The sequence below is a fragment of the Caballeronia glebae genome, assembly GCF_001545035.1.
Lineage (GTDB): Bacteria > Pseudomonadota > Gammaproteobacteria > Burkholderiales > Burkholderiaceae > Caballeronia > Caballeronia glebae.
On record NZ_FCOJ02000093.1, the window covers coordinates 1 to 17,778 of the forward strand.

Annotated in this window: 16 protein-coding genes; 9 read left to right on the forward strand and 7 right to left on the reverse strand. The window is 62.4% G+C overall.

The features are described from left to right. Positions 1–669 (forward strand): DODA-type extradiol aromatic ring-opening family dioxygenase (locus tag AWB82_RS34350; RefSeq protein WP_086973733.1); only part of this gene is annotated, 669 nt, incomplete at its 5' end. Positions 670–724: 55 nt separating this feature from the next. Here the strand turns inward: AWB82_RS34350 and AWB82_RS34355 are convergent. Then, positions 725–2,317, reverse strand: coding sequence for an APC family permease (locus AWB82_RS34355; RefSeq protein WP_086973734.1), 1,593 nt, complete (start codon positions 2,315–2,317; stop codon positions 725–727). A gap of 423 nt (positions 2,318–2,740) precedes the next feature. On the opposite strand from AWB82_RS34355, the gene AWB82_RS34360 reads away from it, so the two are divergent. Further along, positions 2,741–2,944 carry a cold-shock protein gene (locus tag AWB82_RS34360; RefSeq protein WP_050453930.1) on the forward strand — a complete coding sequence of 68 codons (204 nt, stop codon included), beginning with the start codon at positions 2,741–2,743 and terminating at the stop codon, positions 2,942–2,944. 76 nt (positions 2,945–3,020) lie between these two features. Here AWB82_RS34360 and AWB82_RS34365 read toward each other — a convergent pair whose 3' ends face one another. After that, complete coding sequence (locus AWB82_RS34365; RefSeq protein ID WP_086973735.1) at positions 3,021–4,271, reverse strand: Hsp70 family protein; 1,251 nt, start codon at positions 4,269–4,271, stop codon at positions 3,021–3,023. A 203-nt stretch (positions 4,272–4,474) separates the two neighbouring features. Here AWB82_RS34365 and AWB82_RS34370 point away from each other — a divergent pair, with 203 nt between their 5' ends. Then, positions 4,475–5,962 (forward strand): MFS transporter, encoded by a 1,488-nt coding sequence (locus AWB82_RS34370; protein WP_086973746.1) that lies wholly within the window; start codon positions 4,475–4,477, stop codon positions 5,960–5,962. A 6-nt stretch (positions 5,963–5,968) separates the two neighbouring features. Here the strand turns inward: AWB82_RS34370 and AWB82_RS34375 are convergent, their stop codons facing one another. Beyond that, positions 5,969–6,565, reverse strand: coding sequence for a nitroreductase family protein (locus tag AWB82_RS34375; RefSeq protein WP_086973736.1), 597 nt, complete (start codon positions 6,563–6,565; stop codon positions 5,969–5,971). Between the two features lie 105 nt (positions 6,566–6,670). Beyond that, on the reverse strand, positions 6,671–7,954 hold the full coding sequence (locus AWB82_RS34380; protein ID WP_086973737.1) for an MFS transporter: 1,284 nt from the start codon (positions 7,952–7,954) through the stop codon (positions 6,671–6,673). A 122-nt stretch (positions 7,955–8,076) separates the two neighbouring features. On the opposite strand from AWB82_RS34380, the gene AWB82_RS34385 reads away from it, so the two are divergent. Both AWB82_RS34385 and AWB82_RS34390 read left to right on the forward strand, forming a co-directional pair. Beyond that, positions 8,077–8,724 (forward strand): TetR/AcrR family transcriptional regulator, encoded by a 648-nt coding sequence (locus AWB82_RS34385; protein WP_086973738.1) that lies wholly within the window; start codon positions 8,077–8,079, stop codon positions 8,722–8,724. Continuing rightward, complete coding sequence (locus AWB82_RS34390; RefSeq protein ID WP_086973739.1) at positions 8,721–9,278, forward strand: DUF1415 domain-containing protein; 558 nt, start codon at positions 8,721–8,723, stop codon at positions 9,276–9,278. Before AWB82_RS34385 ends, AWB82_RS34390 begins: the two co-directional genes overlap by 4 nt. Here AWB82_RS34390 and AWB82_RS34395 read toward each other — a convergent pair whose 3' ends face one another. Next, positions 9,279–10,154 (reverse strand): class I SAM-dependent methyltransferase, encoded by an 876-nt coding sequence (locus AWB82_RS34395; RefSeq protein ID WP_086973747.1) that lies wholly within the window; start codon positions 10,152–10,154, stop codon positions 9,279–9,281. A 374-nt stretch (positions 10,155–10,528) separates the two neighbouring features. Here AWB82_RS34395 and AWB82_RS34400 point away from each other — a divergent pair, with 374 nt between their 5' ends. Beyond that, positions 10,529–10,849, forward strand: a complete 321-nt coding sequence (locus AWB82_RS34400) for a DNA-binding protein (protein ID WP_086973740.1) — start codon at positions 10,529–10,531, stop codon at positions 10,847–10,849. Positions 10,850–10,898: 49 nt separating this feature from the next. Here the strand turns inward: AWB82_RS34400 and AWB82_RS34405 are convergent, their stop codons facing one another. After that, positions 10,899–11,597 carry a FadR/GntR family transcriptional regulator gene (locus AWB82_RS34405; RefSeq protein WP_086973741.1) on the reverse strand — a complete coding sequence of 233 codons (699 nt, stop codon included), beginning with the start codon at positions 11,595–11,597 and terminating at the stop codon, positions 10,899–10,901. Positions 11,598–11,839: 242 nt separating this feature from the next. Between AWB82_RS34405 and AWB82_RS34410 the strand changes: the two genes are divergently transcribed. The 3 genes from AWB82_RS34410 to AWB82_RS34420 all read left to right on the forward strand — a co-directional run bounded on the left by AWB82_RS34410 (position 11,840) and on the right by AWB82_RS34420 (position 15,902). Further along, positions 11,840–12,964 (forward strand): mannitol dehydrogenase family protein, encoded by a 1,125-nt coding sequence (locus tag AWB82_RS34410; RefSeq protein WP_086973742.1) that lies wholly within the window; start codon positions 11,840–11,842, stop codon positions 12,962–12,964. 96 nt (positions 12,965–13,060) lie between these two features. Further along, positions 13,061–14,350, forward strand: a complete 1,290-nt coding sequence (locus tag AWB82_RS34415) for an MFS transporter (protein ID WP_086973743.1) — start codon at positions 13,061–13,063, stop codon at positions 14,348–14,350. A 10-nt stretch (positions 14,351–14,360) separates the two neighbouring features. Next, positions 14,361–15,902, forward strand: a complete 1,542-nt coding sequence (locus tag AWB82_RS34420) for a UxaA family hydrolase (protein WP_086973744.1) — start codon at positions 14,361–14,363, stop codon at positions 15,900–15,902. 66 nt (positions 15,903–15,968) lie between these two features. Here AWB82_RS34420 and AWB82_RS34425 read toward each other — a convergent pair whose 3' ends face one another. After that, positions 15,969–17,603, reverse strand: coding sequence for an NAD(P)/FAD-dependent oxidoreductase (locus tag AWB82_RS34425; protein WP_086973745.1), 1,635 nt, complete (start codon positions 17,601–17,603; stop codon positions 15,969–15,971). Positions 17,604–17,778: the final 175 nt, after the last annotated feature.

Here is a 17,778-nt window from a genome sequence, read left to right on the forward strand (position 1 = left end):
ATTCTGATGCTCTCCGCCCATTGGGGCACCGCGCAGCCGGTCGCGAGCACGGCCGAGCGCCCTGAAACCATCCACGATTTTTACGGCTTCCCGCGCGCGCTCTACGAAATCCGCTATCCGGCGCCCGGCGCGCCCGATGTGGCGAAGCGCGCCGCCGCGCTGCTCGGCGAGCAAGGCATTCCCGCCACGACGACGAATCACGGGCTCGATCACGGCGCATGGGTGCCGATGCTCCTGATGTTCCCGGACGCCGACGTGCCGGTCGCGCAGCTTTCGATTCAGCCGCATCTCGATGCCGCGCATCATTTCCGCATCGGCCGCGCGTTGCGTGACTTGCGCGATGACGGCGTGATGATCGTCGGTTCGGGGCAGATCACGCACAATCTGCGCATGGCGGATTTCAGCGCGCGCCCGGAGGACGCCGATCCGCGCGTGACCGAATTCACCGACTGGTTCGAGCGCCGCATGGCCGAACGCGATATCGATGCCCTGCTCGACTATCGCGCCCGCGCGCCGCACGCCGCGCTGATGCATCCGACCGATGAACACCTGCTGCCGGTGTTCAGCGCGCTCGGCGCGGCGGCGGACGAGTATCGACTTGGCATCCAGTCGCTCGGAACGTTCCAGCGCGCGCTCGCCATGACCAATTACGTCTTCACCGACGATTGATCGAAAAAAGCCCGCCTGATCGCTCAGGCGGGCTTCAATCGTCGATTCGAAGCGCTCAGGCGCCGACTTCGTGAAGAATGTCGTCGGTGCTTTCGCGCTCTTCGAGATACGTCGTGCGATAGCCCGTGTGCACGCCCCAGTAATAGAAAATCAGCGCGAGCACGGCGACCGCCGCCATGTCCCAGCCGTAGGGCAGCAAACCGTTCCCGCCAAAGTCCTTGCTACCGATGAGCGACAGGAGCGCCATCGACGGCAAATAGGCAATCAGCCACCACGCGGCCTTCAGATCGTGGCTCCAGCCCGCGAAACCCACCTTGCTCTGAAAATAGAAATACACGGGCAACGCGACAACCATCAGCAGAATAATCTCGCCGGTCAGCGGCCACTTCGCCCAGAACAGCACGAGCGACGCGCACACGAACGCAAACGGCGCGATCAGGCCCATCAACGGCAACTTGAGCGGGCGATCGAGATCGGCCGCCGAGCGGCGCAGCGCCATCAGGCTGACCGGTCCGGTGAGATACGAAATGACGGTCGCGACCGAAATCACCGCCGCCAGCGAACTCCAGCCGCGGAAAAAGAACAGGAAGATGAACGCGACCGCCAGGTTGAACCACATCGCCGGACGCGGCACGCCATAAAACGGATGCACGAGGCCGAAAACCTTCGGCATCGTGTTATTGCGCTGCATCGCGTAGATCATGCGCGTGGTCGTCGCCATGTACGTCGTGCCGGTGCCGCTCGGACTGACGAACGCATCGACATAAAGCAGGATCGCGAGCCAGTTGAGATTCAGCGCCAGCGCCAGTTCCGCGAACGGCGACGCGAAGTTGAACTGCGACCAGCCCTTCATCACGTCGCCCGGACTCACCGCGCCGATATACGCGATTTGCAGCAACACGTAGATCACGAGCGCGATCAGGATCGAGCCGATCACGGCGAACGGCACGCTGCGCGCCGGATGACGCGCTTCGCCGGCAAGGTTCACCGGGCTCTGAAAGCCGTTGAAGCTGAACACGATGCCGCTCGTCGCCACCGCCGTCAGCACGGCCGGCCATCCGTAAGGCGCGAAGCTCGACGCCGTGCCGAAGTTCTCCGCGTGAAATCCCGTGTACATGAGACCCGCGATGGTTGCGCCCGGAATCAGGAACTTGAAGATCGTGATCGCGGAATTGGCGCGCGCGAACACCTTCACGCCCCAATAGTTCAGCATGAAGTAGACGATCACGAGCAGCGCCGACAGCCCGATGCCCATCGGCGTTAGCGACTCGTTGACGAAAAGCGCGTGCGCCCAGTCATACGGCCAGGTGCTCATGTATTGAATCGACGCTTCGGCTTCGATCGGAATCACCGACACGATGGCGATCCAGTTCGCCCACGCGCTGATGAAACCGACGAGCGCGCCGTGCGAGTAGCGCGCATAGCGCACCATGCCGCCCGACTCGGGGAACATCGCGCCGAGCTCGGCGTAGGTCAGCGCGATCGCCAGAATGACGACGGCGCCGATCACCCACGCGACGATCGCGGCCGGCCCGGCGATCTTGGCGGCCTTCCACGCGCCGAAGAGCCAGCCTGACCCGATGATGGACCCGAGGCCGGTCAGCAATAGCGCCATCGGGCCGATATTTCTCTGTATCGAACTCTTCAAACTCTCTCTCCAGTGTCTCGCGCCGCGTTCGCCGAGGGATGCCAGGAACGTCTCCGACGATATGGCAATGTCGGTGCAACCCGTAAGAAGGCGCGTAGTGTAACGGTTGCACCTTTCGAATGCAGTGCATACGGGAGAGAAATTTGTCCCAGCGCAGTGAACGCCTAAACCAGCTGAATTAGAAAAGCGCAAGCTCTGTAAAATTTGCTTACGCGTCTCAAAAAGCCCCTTCAGAGTTGTCGGATATTAATTGACCGCGAAATCGTTTCGCCGTATAAAGCTTCTTGCAGGATTTCAAGTGGCGAGTGAATTGGTCTTTTCGAGTTCGCCATCGCGGTGCTCCGGTTGGTCCCATTGCCCCTTCCTTGATTTTCCGCACCCCTGGGCTTCGGCCTTATTCATCTTTTTTTTGGAACAAGTAACATGGAAACCGGTACCGTCAAGTGGTTCAATGACGCAAAGGGCTTTGGCTTCATCACTCCGGATGGCGGCGGCGAAGATCTGTTCGCGCACTTCTCGGAAATCCGCATCGAAGGCTTCAAGACGCTTCAGGAAAACCAAAAGGTTTCCTACGAAGTGAAGACGGGCCCGAAGGGCAAGCAAGCCGCGAACATCAAGCCGGCCTAAGGCTCGCTAGAATTCGTATGAAAAAACCCCGCTTCGGCGGGGTTTTTTCTTTCTGACTACGACTGCGTGCCTCGCTTCAGGCAAAGATACGTTGCGCGTAGATGCCGAGACCTTTCGCCACGCTGGCGAGGCGATCGCCGAACACCGGCTTCGCGGCGGGAAACGCCGTCGAAAGCGCTTCTGAAAGGAATCGCAGCCCCGTCGTGCCGCCGGTGAAGTAGATCGCGCCCACATCCGCAGGCGCGACGCCCGCCCGCCTGAGCGTCTCGTGCGCCGCCTCCACGATCCGCCGCGTTTCGTCCGCGCCCGCCGCGATCAGTTGCGCTTCGTCGAATGTCACGCGTAGCGCCTCTTCCACCTCTTCCATGTCGATTTCGGTCGCGCCGCCCGCGGCGACGTCGATCTTCGCTTCCTCGGCGTGCGCGGTCAGCGCGTGGCCGAGCCGGCGATACACGACGCGCATCAGCCGGTCGTGATGCCGCACGTCGGGATAGAGATGGCGCGTCAGTTGCAACTCGCTCACGCGCTTCGGCGTGTAGACGGTGTTAATCAGATGCCACGTCGCGAGATCGAAATACACGGGGCTCGGCACTTCGCGCCCTTTGGGATCGAGCGATTGGTAGCCAAGTTCGCGCAGCACCGTCACGAGCTCCACGCGCCGGTCGAAATCCGTCCCGGCGACATGCACGCCATGATGAGCGAGCACGTCGTCCTTGCGCTCCAGATGCCGCGCTCGCTCCGGCCCGACGCGCACGAGCGAAAAGTCCGACGTGCCGCCGCCGATATCCGCGACCAGCACGAGGCCTTCCTGTGTCAGGCCGGCTTCGTAGTCGAAGGCCGCCGCGATCGGCTCATACTGGAAGTGAATCTCGCGCAAGCCGATGGCGTGCGCGCACGCTTCGAGCTGCTTTTGCGCAAGATGGTCCGCGCGCGGATCGTCGTCGACGAAAAATACCGGGCGGCCGAGCACGGCGCGCGTGAGCGACTCGGCGGCAATTGCCTGCGCCTTCTGCTTCAAATGCTGCAAAAAGAGCGTGATGACGTCGGTGTATTTGATGGCCGAGCCGTCGCCGAGGTCGGTGGTGTTGTCCGCGAGCGGCGAGCCGAGAATGCTCTTCATCGAGCGCATCAGGCGGCCGTCGAAGCCGTCGATGTACGCTTCGAGCGCCGCGCGGCCGAAGGACTGGTTATTCTCGTCGGTGTTGAAGAAAACCGCGGTAGGCAGCGTCGTGGCTTCGCCTTCGACTGGCGCCAGCCGAATCGACAAGCCGTCAGCCAGAGCCACCGCGGAATTCGACGTGCCGAAATCGATCGCGCAAAAAGTCATGGGCATCGGCGACGTCCGTAAAAGACGCCGCATTCAAACATGGACGGCGTTTTTAACACGTTCCTGCGAACGCATCAACCGCATTTCGGATATTTTTAAACCAAGGAGTTTAGCCGACAAAAGCGGAATGTAATTTGCTCGCCTGGCGGCAATTTATTCACTTTTTCGCGTGCCTGTCAGCAATGAAATGCACGCTCTCGCGCATGAACGAAACCCGCGCCCCACTGGAGACACGTTTGAGCGATAAAGCCAGCGATCGCCCGGCCATCATCGAAACCGATCTGCCCGGACGCCTCGATCGTCTTCCGTGGGGGCGTTTTCATACGCTGATCGTGCTCGCGCTCGGGATCACGTGGCTGCTGGACGGGCTCGAAGTGACGCTCGCGGGCGCGGTTGCGAGCGCGCTCAAATCGAGTCCGGCGCTGCGGTTTTCGAATGCCGATGTCGGTATCGCGGGCAGCGCGTATATCGCGGGCGCGGTGCTCGGGGCGCTCGGCTTCGGCTGGCTCACGGACCGGCTCGGCCGGCGCAAGCTGTTTTTCATCACGCTCTTTCTCTACGTCGCCGCGACCGCCGCGACCGCATTCTCGTGGAACCTCGCGACTTTCGTGTTGTTCCGGTTTCTGACGGGCGCGGGCATCGGCGGCGAATACACCGCGATCAATTCGACGATTCAGGAATTCACGCCGGCTCGTCTGCGCGGCTGGACCGATCTCGCGATCAACGGCACGTTCTGGGTCGGCGCGGGGATCGGCGCGGCAGGCTCGATCGTGTTGCTCGATCCCGGCCTGCTGCCGCCCGACTGGGGCTGGCGCGCGTGCTTTCTGATCGGCGCGGCGCTCGGACTCACGATTCTCTTCATGCGGATGTGGGTGCCGGAAAGTCCGCGATGGCTCATCACGCACAATCGCACGGAAGAAGCGAAGCGGATCGTCGAGGAAATCGAGGCGCATTTTCGGCAGCACGGCGTCGAGATTCCCGACACGCCCATCAACCCGCTGCGTCTGCATGCGCGTGAAGGAACGCCGATCCGCGAAGTGGTGCATACGCTGTTCAAGGCGCATCGCAGCCGCTCGCTCGTCGGATTGACGCTGATGACGGCGCAAGCGTTCTTCTACAACGCGATCTTCTTCACCTACGCGCTCGTGCTGACCGACTTCTATCACGTGCCGGGCGATCAAATCGGCTGGTACGTGTTGCCGTTCGCCGCCGGGAATTTCCTCGGTCCGGTGCTGCTCGGCAAGCTTTTCGACGTGCTCGGCCGACGGCGGATGATCGCGTTCACGTATGCGATTTCAGGCGTGCTGCTGACCGTGAGCGGCTGGATGTTCATGCACGGCATGCTCACCGTGACGACGCAGACCATCGCGTGGATGGTGATTTTCTTCTTCGCGTCGGCGGCGGCGAGTTCGGCGTATCTGACGGTGAGCGAGACTTTCCCGCTGGAGATTCGCGCCCTCGCCATCGCCGTGTTCTACGCGTTCGGGACGGCGCTCGGCGGCATTATCGGGCCGACGCTCTTCGGGCAATTGATCGACACGCACGAGCGCGGCGCAGTGTTCGTCGGCTATCTGATCGGCTCGTTGCTCATGCTCGCGGCGGCGGTCGTCGCCGGAATCTGGGGCGTCGCGGCCGAACGCAGATCGCTCGAAGATGTCGCTCGTCCGCTGTCGGCGGCGGACGAGCACTGAGCGCGCTTACTTGAACGCCTTGTCCCACGCGCCTTCGAAGGCCGTCTCGGCCAGCGTCTTGCGCGCGCGCGGCGCTGCCTCGCGTTCGCGCAGCGCTTCGTCGAGCTGGCTCGCGTCGCCGTGATGACCGATCGCGATCATCGCGATGATGTCGACATCCGCCGGAATCGAGAACGCCTGGCGAAACGCGTCGCGGTCGAAACCGCCCATTTGATGCGTCGCGAGCCCCAGCGCGTGCGCCTGAAGCACGAGCGCCATCGCGGCCGCGCCGGTATCGTACGTTGCGGTGCGGTTGGCGTCGCCCTTCGGCGTGAGCGTCGAGGCCGTCACGCAGACGAGCAGCGGCACGTTCACGTTCCATTTCTGATTCGACGGCGCGAGCGTGTCGAACGCGCGTTGGAACGCGGCTTCGTCGCGATGACGGTCGAAGGCAATGAAACGCCACGGCTGCAAATTGTTCGACGACGGCGCCCAGCGCGCGGCTTCGAGCAGGCGATGCAACTGCGCGCGCTCGATCGGCGCATTGGCAAACGCGCGCGGGCTCCAGCGGCCGGCGATCAGTTCGTGGATGTCGACATCGGTCGGAGCGGGCTTCGTGGTCATGTGCGGTCCTCGTTGGCTTGATGAAAGACTGACGGCGCGCATCGGCTAAGATGCGCGCCGTTCAAGGCGACAAGGATAAACAAGCTCGCGCGCGCGTGCAGATCGTCAGGTCGCGGCGACGCCCATCGACCGGCCCGCGCGATTGATGCGCAGCACCGTCACGGCCGCGACGAGGCACAGGCCGCCGGAGATCATCGTCGCGACGGTGTAGCTGCCGAGGCTCGAACGCAGCATGCCGCCGCCGAGCGCCGCGAACGCCGCGCCGAGTTGATGGCCCGCGACGACCCAGCCGAACACGATTGGCGCCGACTCCTTGCCGTAGACGTCGGTGGCGAGGCGCACGGTCGGCGGCACGGTGGCGATCCAGTCGAGGCCGTAGAACACGGCGAAGAGCGGCAGGCCGAAGAAATCGATGCCGAACGCATACGGCAGATAAATCAGCGACAGCCCGCGCAGGCCGTAGTACCAGAACAGCAGCAAGCGCGCGTTGAAGCGGTCGGAAAGCCAGCCTGAAAGCGTTGTGCCGAAGAGATCGAAAATGCCCATCGCGGCGAGCAGCGTCGCGCCTTGCACTTGCGTCATGCCGTAGTCGGAGCACATCGCGATCAAGTGCGTGCCGACGTAACCGTTCGTGCTCGCGCCGCAGACGAAGAAGCTGAAGAAAAGCAGCCAGAAATCGCGCGTCTTGCTGGCCATGCCGAGCGCGCCGAACGCGACCTTGATCGGATTTTTCGGCGGAGGAAGCGCGCCGGGCGGCAAATCGGCCGTCTCTCCGATCGGGCGCAGCGAGAGATCGGCCGGACGCTCGGGCAAAAGCCACGCGACGAGCGGCAACACGAGCGCCGCCGCCGCCGCGACGACGAACACGACCGGACGCCAGCCGAAGCGCTCGGAAATCGACGCGAGGAACGGCAGGAACACAAGCTGGCCGGTCGCGGAGCTGGCCGTGAGAATGCCCATCGCGAGACCGCGATGCGTGGTGAACCAGCGGTTCACGATCGTCGCCGAAAGCGTGAGCGCGGCTACGCCCGTCGCGCTGCCGACCATCACGCCCCAGACGAGCACCATCTGCCACGGCTCGGTCATCATCGACGAGATGCCGACGCCAGCGGCAAGCGTCGCGATCGCGGCGAGCACGGTCGGGCGCACGCCGAAGCGCTGCATCGCCGCCGCCGCGAACGGGCCCGCGAGACCGTACAGCGCGAGATTGATCGAAATCGCGAGGGAAATCGTGCCGCGCGACCAGCCGAACTGCTTTTCGAGCGGCAACATCATGACGCTCGGCGTCGCGCGCGTGCCGGCCGCCGCGAGCAGCACGAGGAACACGACGCCCACCGCGACCCAGCCGTAATGCATACGGCCGTTCAGCCGTCTCGCTACCCAATTCATCGCTGCTCCGTCAGGTTGATTTTTGTCCTGTAACGTTACCGTTCTGTCACATCAGAGTTGCGAGCTTAGTTACCGATCGGTAACATGTCAAGTATGCAGCAAAATTTCTTGAGGATGCGACCGTGACCCGATCAACCTCCGATCAGCCGAAAACTCCCGCGCGCCGCGGCGTGCGCACCGATGGCGCGACCGCGCAGGAGCAATTGCTCGACGCCGCGCAGGAGCTTTTCTACCGCGACGGCATCCGCGCGATCGGCGTCGATGCCGTCGTGGAGCGCGCGGGCGTCAATAAAATGAGTTTGTATCGGCAATTCGCATCGAAGGACGAGTTGGTTGTCGCGTATCTGGAGCGCATGGACGAAGGATTTCGCCGGCGCTTCGAGGCGAGCGTCGCGAAGCATCCGGGCGAACCGGCGAGGCAGCTTGTCCAGGGACTCGAAGATCTGGTCAAACGGGCGTCCTCGCCGGATTATCGCGGCTGCCCGTTCGTGAATATCGCGTGCGAATTCGGCGATCCGGCGCATCCCGCCCGGCAACTCGTCGAGCGCAACAAAAGTTACCTGATGACGCGCCTCGTCGAGATTTCGACGGCGGCCGGAGCGGATAATCCCGTTGAACTGGCGGAATCGCTCGCGTTGCTGGTGGACGGCATCTACGCGACGAGTCAGACCTACGGCCCCGGCTCGGGCCCGCTGCTCGCCGCGCCGCGCATCGCGCGCACGTTGATCGCCGCGGCGTGTCCCGAGCATCGCAAACAGGAAGGTTCATGACTGACCGAAGCACCCGCGACGAAGTAATCGCGGCGACTCGACACTGGCTCACCCGCGCGGTGATCGGACTCAATTTGTGCCCGTTCGCGAAGAGCGTGCATGTCAAAAAGCAGATTCGCTATGTGGTTAGCGAGGCGCGCGGCGTGGACGATCTGGTCGTAGAACTGACTGATGAACTTCGCCTCTTGCGCGACACGGACGCGGAAACCGTCGAGACGACGCTCTTCGTCACACCGCACGCATTCGCCGATTTCGCCGACTATAACGACGCCCTCTTCTTCGCCGAACGCCTGCTCGATCAACTGGGACTCGCGGGCGAATTGCAGATCGCGAGCTTTCATCCACAGTATCGGTTCGAAGGCACCGCGTCCGACGATATCGACAACTACACGAATCGCGCGCCGTATCCGATCTTTCATCTGCTGCGCGAAGCGAGCATCGATCGCGCCGTCGATGCGTTCCCCGAAGCGTCCGATATCTACGAACGCAATATCGAAACGCTGCGCGGTCTCGGGCACGCCGGCTTCGAGGCATGGATGAAGGACAAATCCTGATTAGTGCGCGGGCGCGAAAAAGCGCTCGCGCAGTTCGTCCAGTCCGAGCGTTTCCAGAACGTCCGAGAGCCTTTGCGCCGGCCGGCCGCGCGGCAGATCCTTGAATTGCGCAACGATCAACTCGTTTTTCATCGAGTGTTCCCAGCCGACGAGTTCCGTCACGTTCACCTGGTATCCGTGCGATTCGAGCTGCAGACAGCGCAGCACGTTCGTGATCTGGCTCCCGAATTCGCGCGTGTGCAGCGGATGCCGCCAGATTTCCGTCAGCACGTTCTTCGACAGCGAATGCCCTTTGTTCTTGCGCAGGACCGAAGCGACTTCGGCCTGACAGCACGGCACCACGACGATGTATTTCGCTTTCTTCTGCAGAGCGAACTGGATGGCGTCGTCGGTTGCGGTGTTGCACGCATGGAGCGCCGTGACGACATCGATCGAATCGGGCAATCGATCCGAACCGATTGATTCGGCCACCGACAGATTCAGAAATGACATCCCTGTAAACCCGAGGCGCTGCGCCAATTCCTCGGATTTTTTTACGAGCTCTTCGCGCGTCTCGATTCCAAAGATGTGTGACCGATCGCGCAGAGACTTGAAGAAGAGATCGTAGAGAATGAACCCAAGATAGGATTTTCCTGCGCCGTGGTCGACGAGTGATACGGCCCCTTGACGCGCGTGAACTTCGGCGAGAAGCGGTTCGATGAACTGATAGAGGTGGTAGACCTGTTTCAGTTTGCGGCGGCTGTCCTGGTTCAGCTTGCCGTCGCGCGTGAGGATATGGAGTTCCTTCAGCAGTTCGATCGACTGGCCTGGACGAATCTCGTGTTTGGTGGAGGGGTCGGGTGTGCCCGGAGCCGACTCGGAAGACTTCCTGGTCATCTTGAAGGTATGTTGGATAAAAAAGCGGAGCATGTTCGCGCCGAATGTGCGCTAACCGCTGGTTCTGCCGTCTCAAAAGGGGAAGTTTACCCAAAAGCGCGAAGACGCTCATGTTCCAGTACGGCTGATCGGCCAATGCGTGCAGCAAACGCATGGAACAAATTGTGCATCGTCCGACAATGAGGCCATTGAAAGAGACGACACAGCGTGGCTTCTGGCCGCGTCCCGATGCAGCAAGCAGGAGCAACAAGCCAGTAACAAGCCGTGCTTCGACACGTGGAACGTCGTCACCCGCGCCCAGCTCTGTTACGTAACACCTAACGCACAGCGCGGCGAATGCGACTCGCCGGCGCCATGAACATGAGAGGACGGCGATGGATGCGATCCCGGACAAGAAAGCAGAGAAACAATTTCAGGAAATGCTCGCGGCACTGACCGCGATGCCCGCCTGGAGCGAAAAGCAGCAGTTGGAACTGGAAATGGCCCGAGAGATTTCCGTGGAGATGTTGCGCATCGCCGAATCGCTGCGCGACGGCTCCACCGATATCGAGACGTGCCTGACGATGCTGAAGTACGCAAAGGTGATGGATTTCGTCCTGACGACGCTCGCCTCGCGCCGGGAGATCGCGCCGCAAACGCTGCGCGTGATCTTCAAGCTGGCGGGTCTGAAGGTCGATGAGGCGTATCCGGGCTGATGCGATCATGCGTCTGGAAACCGGTGCGCGATCCGAGCGCGCGCCGGCGTCAGCTTTTGCGCTTTGTCATGAGCCGCGCCGCGGAGTGACGCATATGCCGCTGCATCGCGGCTTGCGCCTGTATCGCGTCGCGCGCCTCCAGTGCTTCCAGGATTTCGCGATGCTCGCCTAGCGCGGCCGCCCACGTCTCCTCGCCTTCGAAGTGCCCACGCAGCGTCGATGACAGCGGGCTGTGCCGCTCGTCATACAGACTGCCGACCGTGCGCACGAGCACGTCGTTGCCCGTCATCTGTGCGATCGCGATGTGAAATGCGCGATCGGCGCCCATCGGCACCTGACCGTTCGCGACTTCGCGCGCCATCGTCTCGTACACCGCGCGCAGCGCCTTGATTTCCTTCGGTTTGGCAAACGGAGCGACGCTCGCCGCGATCGCGCCCTCGATCACGCTTCGCGCGTTCATGATCTCGATCGGGCTTTCGCCCAGTTCCGCTTCGCTCGGCGCCCGCGCGGCCGCCGGTGTCGCGACGATGTACACGCCCGAACCCATGCGTATCTCGACGCGCCCTTCCAGTTCCAGCGCGACGAGCGCCTCGCGCACCGACGGCCGCGACACGCCGAGCGTCTGCGCCAGTTCGCGCTCGGACGGCAAGCGCCCGTTCGGGGCGAAATCCTGCTGTTCGATCAGCGCGCGCAGCTTGTCGGCGATCTGTAGATAGAGGCGGCGCGTTTCGGCTGGTTTGACGCTCACGTGCTGGCTCCTGCTTTTCGTCTCGGGGAAAACGTGGATTGTAATCATTGGAAGGGTTGACGCGCCGTGGGGCGGGCATTTGCCGTTCGCTGATCGTTTACAAGTGGCTTGACCAATTCCATTTCAAGCCACTAGTATGCAATCCGGTAAGGCCAGGTGGCCATTTTTTTAGCGGCGATCTGGAACCGTTCCCAAACGAATCAGCCCGATACCGAGCCGCGCAACGAGCGGCACGCGCAAACATGAACAATCCGATTCTCCAGTTCGGCACGAGCCGCTTCCTGCAGGCGCATGTCGATTTCTTCGTGACCGTCGCGGCGCGCCGCGACCCGGCGAAAGCGCTCGGCAAGATCACCGTCGTGCAGACCACGTCGAGCGCCGACAGTCGCGCGCGCGTCGAGGCCTTGCGCTCGGCCGGGCGTTATCCGGTGCGCATCCGCGGCCGTCGGCGTGACGAAACCGTCGATACGACGTTCGAGTGCGATTCCATCACCGAAGCGCTGCACGCAAGCGAAGATTGGCGATTGCTGATCGAGCGCGTGAAGCGCGACGTGAAGGTGATCGTTTCGAACACAGCGGACGCCGGCTACGCGCTTTTCGACGAAGACTCCGCCGATCTGCTCGACGGCCAGCGCACGCCGCGCGGCTTCGCCGCGAAGCTCGCGGTGCTGCTTTACGCAAGGTATCTGGCCGGCGCAGCGCCGATCACGCTTCTGCCTTGCGAACTGGTTTCGCGCAATGGCGACACGCTGCGCGATCTGGTGATCGGCGTGGCGCGCGGCTGGAACGTCGACGACGCGTTCATCGCTTATCTGGCGAAGGACTGCGTGTGGGTGAATTCGCTCGTGGACCGCATCGTGTCGGAGCCGATCCAGCCCGTTGGCGCGATCGCGGAGCCATACGCGCTGTGGGCGATCGAGCGTCAGGACGGCATGGCGCTGCCGTGCGAGCACGAGGACATTGTCGTCACCGACGATCTCGCTCATTTCGAGCGCCTCAAACTTTTGCTGCTGAACCTCGGCCACACGATGCTCGCGCAAATCTGGCGCACGCGCGACGGCTCGCCCGACATGACCGTGCTCGACGCAATGCGCGATCCGGTATATCGCGAGCCGCTCGAAGCGACGTGGCGCGACGAAGTGCTGCCCGTGTTCGCGGCGCTCGGCAAGCGCGATATCGCGGCCGACTACCTCGCGAGCGTGCGCGATCGCTTCGAAAATCCGTTTCTCGTGCATCGGCTCGCGGACATCGCGCGCAATCACGACGAGAAGAAAGTTCGACGCTTCCAGCCCGTCATCGACCTCGCGCGCGAATTGAAACTCGACATCGAGCAAGCGCGTCTGCGTAACGCGCTCGAAACCGCCTGAAGAGCGACACCACCGTTTTCGAATCACGGCTCACCGCGCCGGCATCGCGGATCGAGCCGGAATACATGAAGTGCCGCCCCATTGAGGAGACAAACGATGCGCAAAATGCGTTGGGTAGTGATATTTCTGGCTTTTCTCGCAATCGCGATTAATTACGTCGATCGTGCGAATCTCGCGGTCGCGGCGCCGCAGATCGAAAAAGCGCTCGGCATCGGCCCGGCTGAGATGGGCTTCATCCTGAGCGGTTTCTTCTGGAGCTACGCGCTCATGCAAATGCCGTTCGGCTGGTTCGTCGATCGCGTCGGCGCGCGCATCGCGCTGCCGCTCGCGGTGGGCTGGTGGTCGGTTTTCACGGCGCTCACGGCCGCCGCGTCGAGCGTCTTCGGCATGTTCGGCTGCCGCCTGATGCTGGGCGTCGGCGAAGCAGGCGCGTATCCGTCGTGCGCGAAGCTCGTGTCGCAATGGTTCAAGAAAGAACAGCGCGCATTCGCGACCAGCATTTTCGATAGCGGCTCGCGAGTCGGTTCGGCGCTGTCGATTCCGGTCGTCGCGCTGATCATCAGTTCGTTCGGCTGGGAAGCGTCGTTCGTCATCACCGGCGTGATCGGCTTCGTGTGGATTCTCGGCTGGTTCCTGATCTACCGTAACAAGTCGACGGGCGATCTGACCGGCGAAACCGACGTCGCGCCGATTCCCGTCGCGCCGAAGAACAAGGTCTCGTGGGCATCGCTGTTCAAGTACCGCACCCTGTGGGGCATGATGCTCGGCTTCTTCTGCCTGAACTTCGTCATCTACTTCTTCATCACGTGGTTCCCGAGCTATCTCGTGCAGGCGCACGGCTTTTCGCTCAAATCGCTCGGCACGCTCGGCACCATTCCCGCGCTGATGTCGATTCCGGGCGGCTGGCTCGGCGGCGTCATCTCGGACGCGCTCTTCAAGCGCGGCTGGAGCCTGACCGCCGCGCGCAAGACCTGCATGGTCGGCGGCATGTTGATGTCGTCGGTCATCACGCTGTGCGCGTTCGTGACCAACATTTATCTGATGCTCGCGTTCTTCGGCATCGCTTATGCGAGCCTCGCGTTCGCCGCGGCCAGCATCTGGTCGCTGCCGAGCGACGTCGCGCCGACGCCCGGTCACGTCGCATCGATCAGCGGCATTCAAAACTTCGCGTCGAACCTGGCGGGCATCGTCATCACGACCTTCACCGGCGTGATGCTCGCGATCACCAAGGGCTCGTTCGTGATTCCGCTGTGTGTCGCAGGCGGCTTCTGCTTCCTCGGCGCGTTCAGCTATCTTGTAATCGTCGGCAAGATCGAACCGCTCGATCGTGCAGACGAAGAGGAAAACGCACGCGCCGATGACGGCCGCGCTCCGTCCACCATCTAAGTAAAAGATCATGTCCACCACATCCACCGACCATGCGGTCATCCGGCTGCATCCCAACGACGACGTCGTGATCGCGACGCGTCAGTTGCTCTCCGGCGCGCGGATCGCGTCGGAGGATCTCGTCGTCGCGGGGCTGATTCCGCCGGGCCACAAGATCGCAACGCGCGATATCGCCCCGGGCGCGCCCGTGAAGCGCTACAACCAGATCATCGGCGTGGCGAAGGAAGCGATCGCGCGCGGGCAGCACGTGCACACGCACAATCTGTCGATGGCCGATTTCGCGCGCGAGCACGAATTCGGCGTCGATCAGCATCCGACGCCGTTCGTCGAGAAGCCCGCGACTTTCATGGGCATCCGCCGCGACGACGGACGCGTCGCCACGCGCAATTTTGTCGGAGTGCTGACGAGCGTGAATTGTTCGGCGACGGTCGCACGAGCGATCGCCGATCATTTCCGGCGCGACGTGCATCCGGAAGCCCTCGCGAATTATCCGAACGTGGATGGCGTGATCGCGCTCACGCACGGTCTCGGATGTGGCATCGACATGCAGGGCGAAGGCCTCGGCATTTTGCGCCGCACGCTTTCGGGTTACGCGGTGCATCCGAACTTTCATTCGGTGCTGTTCGTCGGTCTGGGATGCGAGACGAACCAGATTTCGGGCGTGCTCGAATCGAGTGGCCTGAAGGACGGCGAAAAGCTGCACAGCTTCACGATTCAGGACAGCGGCGGCACGAGGAAGACGATCGAACGCGGCATCGCGATCGTGAAGGAAATGCTCGCCGATGCGAATCGTGCGCAACGCGAGCCGCTGCCGGCGTCACATCTGATCGTCGGATTGCAGTGCGGTGGATCGGACGGCTATTCGGGCATTTCGGCGAATCCCGCGTTGGGCGCAGCGGTCGACAAGCTCGTCGCGCATGGCGGCACGGCCATTCTGTCGGAGACGCCGGAAGTGTACGGCGCCGAGCATCTGCTGACGCGTCGCGCCGTGAGCCGCGAAGTGGGCGAAAAGCTGCTTGCGCGCATCAAGTGGTGGGAAGAATACTGCGCGCGCAACGGCGCGGCGATGGACAACAATCCGTCGGCGGGCAACAAGGTCGGCGGTCTCACGACGATCCTCGAAAAATCGCTCGGCGCGGTCGCGAAAGGCGGGACGACGAACCTCGTCGAAGTGTATGAGTACGCTCAGCGCATCGACGCGAAGGGCTTCGTTTTCATGGATTCGCCCGGCTACGACCCGATGTCCGCGACCGGACAAGTCGCGTCGGGCGCGAATCTGATCTGCTTCACGACGGGTCGCGGCTCCGCTTATGGATGCGCGCCGTCGCCTTCCCTGAAACTCGCGACGAACACCGCGCTGTGGGAACGGCAGGAAGAAGACATGGATATCAATTGCGGCGGCGTGATCGACGGCTCCGCGACCATCGAACAACTCGGCGACGAAATCTTCCAGTTGATGCTCGATTGCGCGTCAGGCGTGGCGTCGAAGAGCGAACTCCACGGATACGGGCAGAGCGAGTTTGTGCCCTGGCAGGTGGGCGTGGTGACTTGAGATTGCCGGTCGCGGCTAGTTTGTTCGAAAGGCGCATCGCTTTTGCCGATGCGCCTTTTTTCTTCGTCAGGCGACAGCCGCGTGCTGCGCCATCATTTGCAACGCGAGGGCTTCCGCCACTTCGATGCCGTCGATCGCCGCGGAATAAATGCCGCCAGCGTAACCCGCGCCCTCTCCCGCCGGATACAGGCCGTCCACGTTGACGCTCTGGAAGTCGTCCTTGCGCCGCACGCGAATCGGCGAAGACGTGCGCGTCTCGACGCCGGTCAAGACGGCGTCGTGCATCGCAAATCCTTTGATCTTCTTGTCGAGTTCGGGCAACGCTTCGCGGATCGCTTCGATCACGTAATCGGGCAGCGCGGTGCTCAGGTCGGTCGGCGTCACGCCCGGTTTGTAGGACGGCGCGACGGAACCCAGTGAAGTGGACGCACGTCCCGCGATGAAATCGCCGACGAGTTGGCCCGGCGCGGAATAGTCGCCGCCACCCAACTCGAATGCGCGCTCTTCCCATTTACGCTGGAACGCGATACCGGCGAGCGGGCCGCCCGGAAAGTCATCCGGCGTAATGCCCACGACGATGCCCGCGTTGGCGTTGCGCTCGGCGCGCGAGTACTGGCTCATGCCGTTCGTCACGACGCGGCCCGGCTCGGACGCCGCCGCGACGACCGTGCCGCCCGGGCACATGCAGAAGCTATAGACCGCGCGGCCATTGCTGCAGTGATGCACCACTTTGTAGTCGGCCGCGCCCAACTTCTCATGCCCGGCGAATTTTCCGAAGCGGCTTCTGTCGATCACGCCTTGCGGATGTTCGATGCGAAAACCGAGCGAAAACGGCTTGGCTTCCATGTAGACGCCGCGGTCATGCAGCATCTGGAACGTGTCGCGCGCGCTGTGTCCGACTGCGAGCACGACGTGATCGCAGCGCAGCGTTTCGCCCGTCGAAAGTTTGAGCCCGCGCACTTTGCCGTTATCGATGTCGATGTCTTCGACCCGATGCTGAAAACGCACTTCGCCGCCCAGCTGATGAATCTGCGCGCGCATTTTCTCGACCATGCTCACGAGTCGGAACGTACCGATGTGCGGGCGGCTCAGGTACAGGATGTTTTCCGGCGCGCCCGCTTTAACGAACTCATCGAGCACTTTGCGGCCGTAATGTTTCGGATCCTTGATCTGGCTGTAGAGCTTGCCGTCCGAGAATGTGCCGGCGCCGCCTTCGCCGAACTGCACGTTCGATTCCGGATTGAGCTCGTTGCGCCGCCAAAGGCCCCACGTATCTTTCGTCCGCTCTCGCACCGCTTTACCGCGCTCGAGGATGATCGGCCGGAAACCCATCTGCGCGAGGATCAAGCCAGCGAAAAGCCCGCACGGTCCCATACCGATAACGACAGGGCGCAGCAGCGTCGAAGGCTCCGGCGCTCTTGCGACGAAGCGGTACGCCATGTCGGGCGTTACGCCGCAATGCAGGTGCGGACGCGCTTCCAATCGCTTCAACACCGAGGCTTCGTCTCGCAACTCGACATCGATGATGTAGGTGAGTTTGATATCGGCGCGCTTGCGTGCATCGTGCGCGCGACGGAACACGTGGAAGCTCACGAGTTCATTCGCACCAACGCCGATTTCCGCGAGACGCGCGAGAACCGCCGTTTCGATAGCCGATTCGGGATGATCGAGCGAGAGCTTGATTTCGCTTAGACGTAGCATGGAGACATCGACGGCGCTTGCCGTGCTTTTCGGAAATACATAGAGGGATTCTAGCGCTTGAGAGACGCGCGTCTTGCAGCTTCGATGGCGAAGCGCTTCCAAACGCAAAAACCCCACCTTTTAGGGGTGGGGTTTTGGCTTTCAGCATGAGGAGCCTGACGATTACCTACTTTCA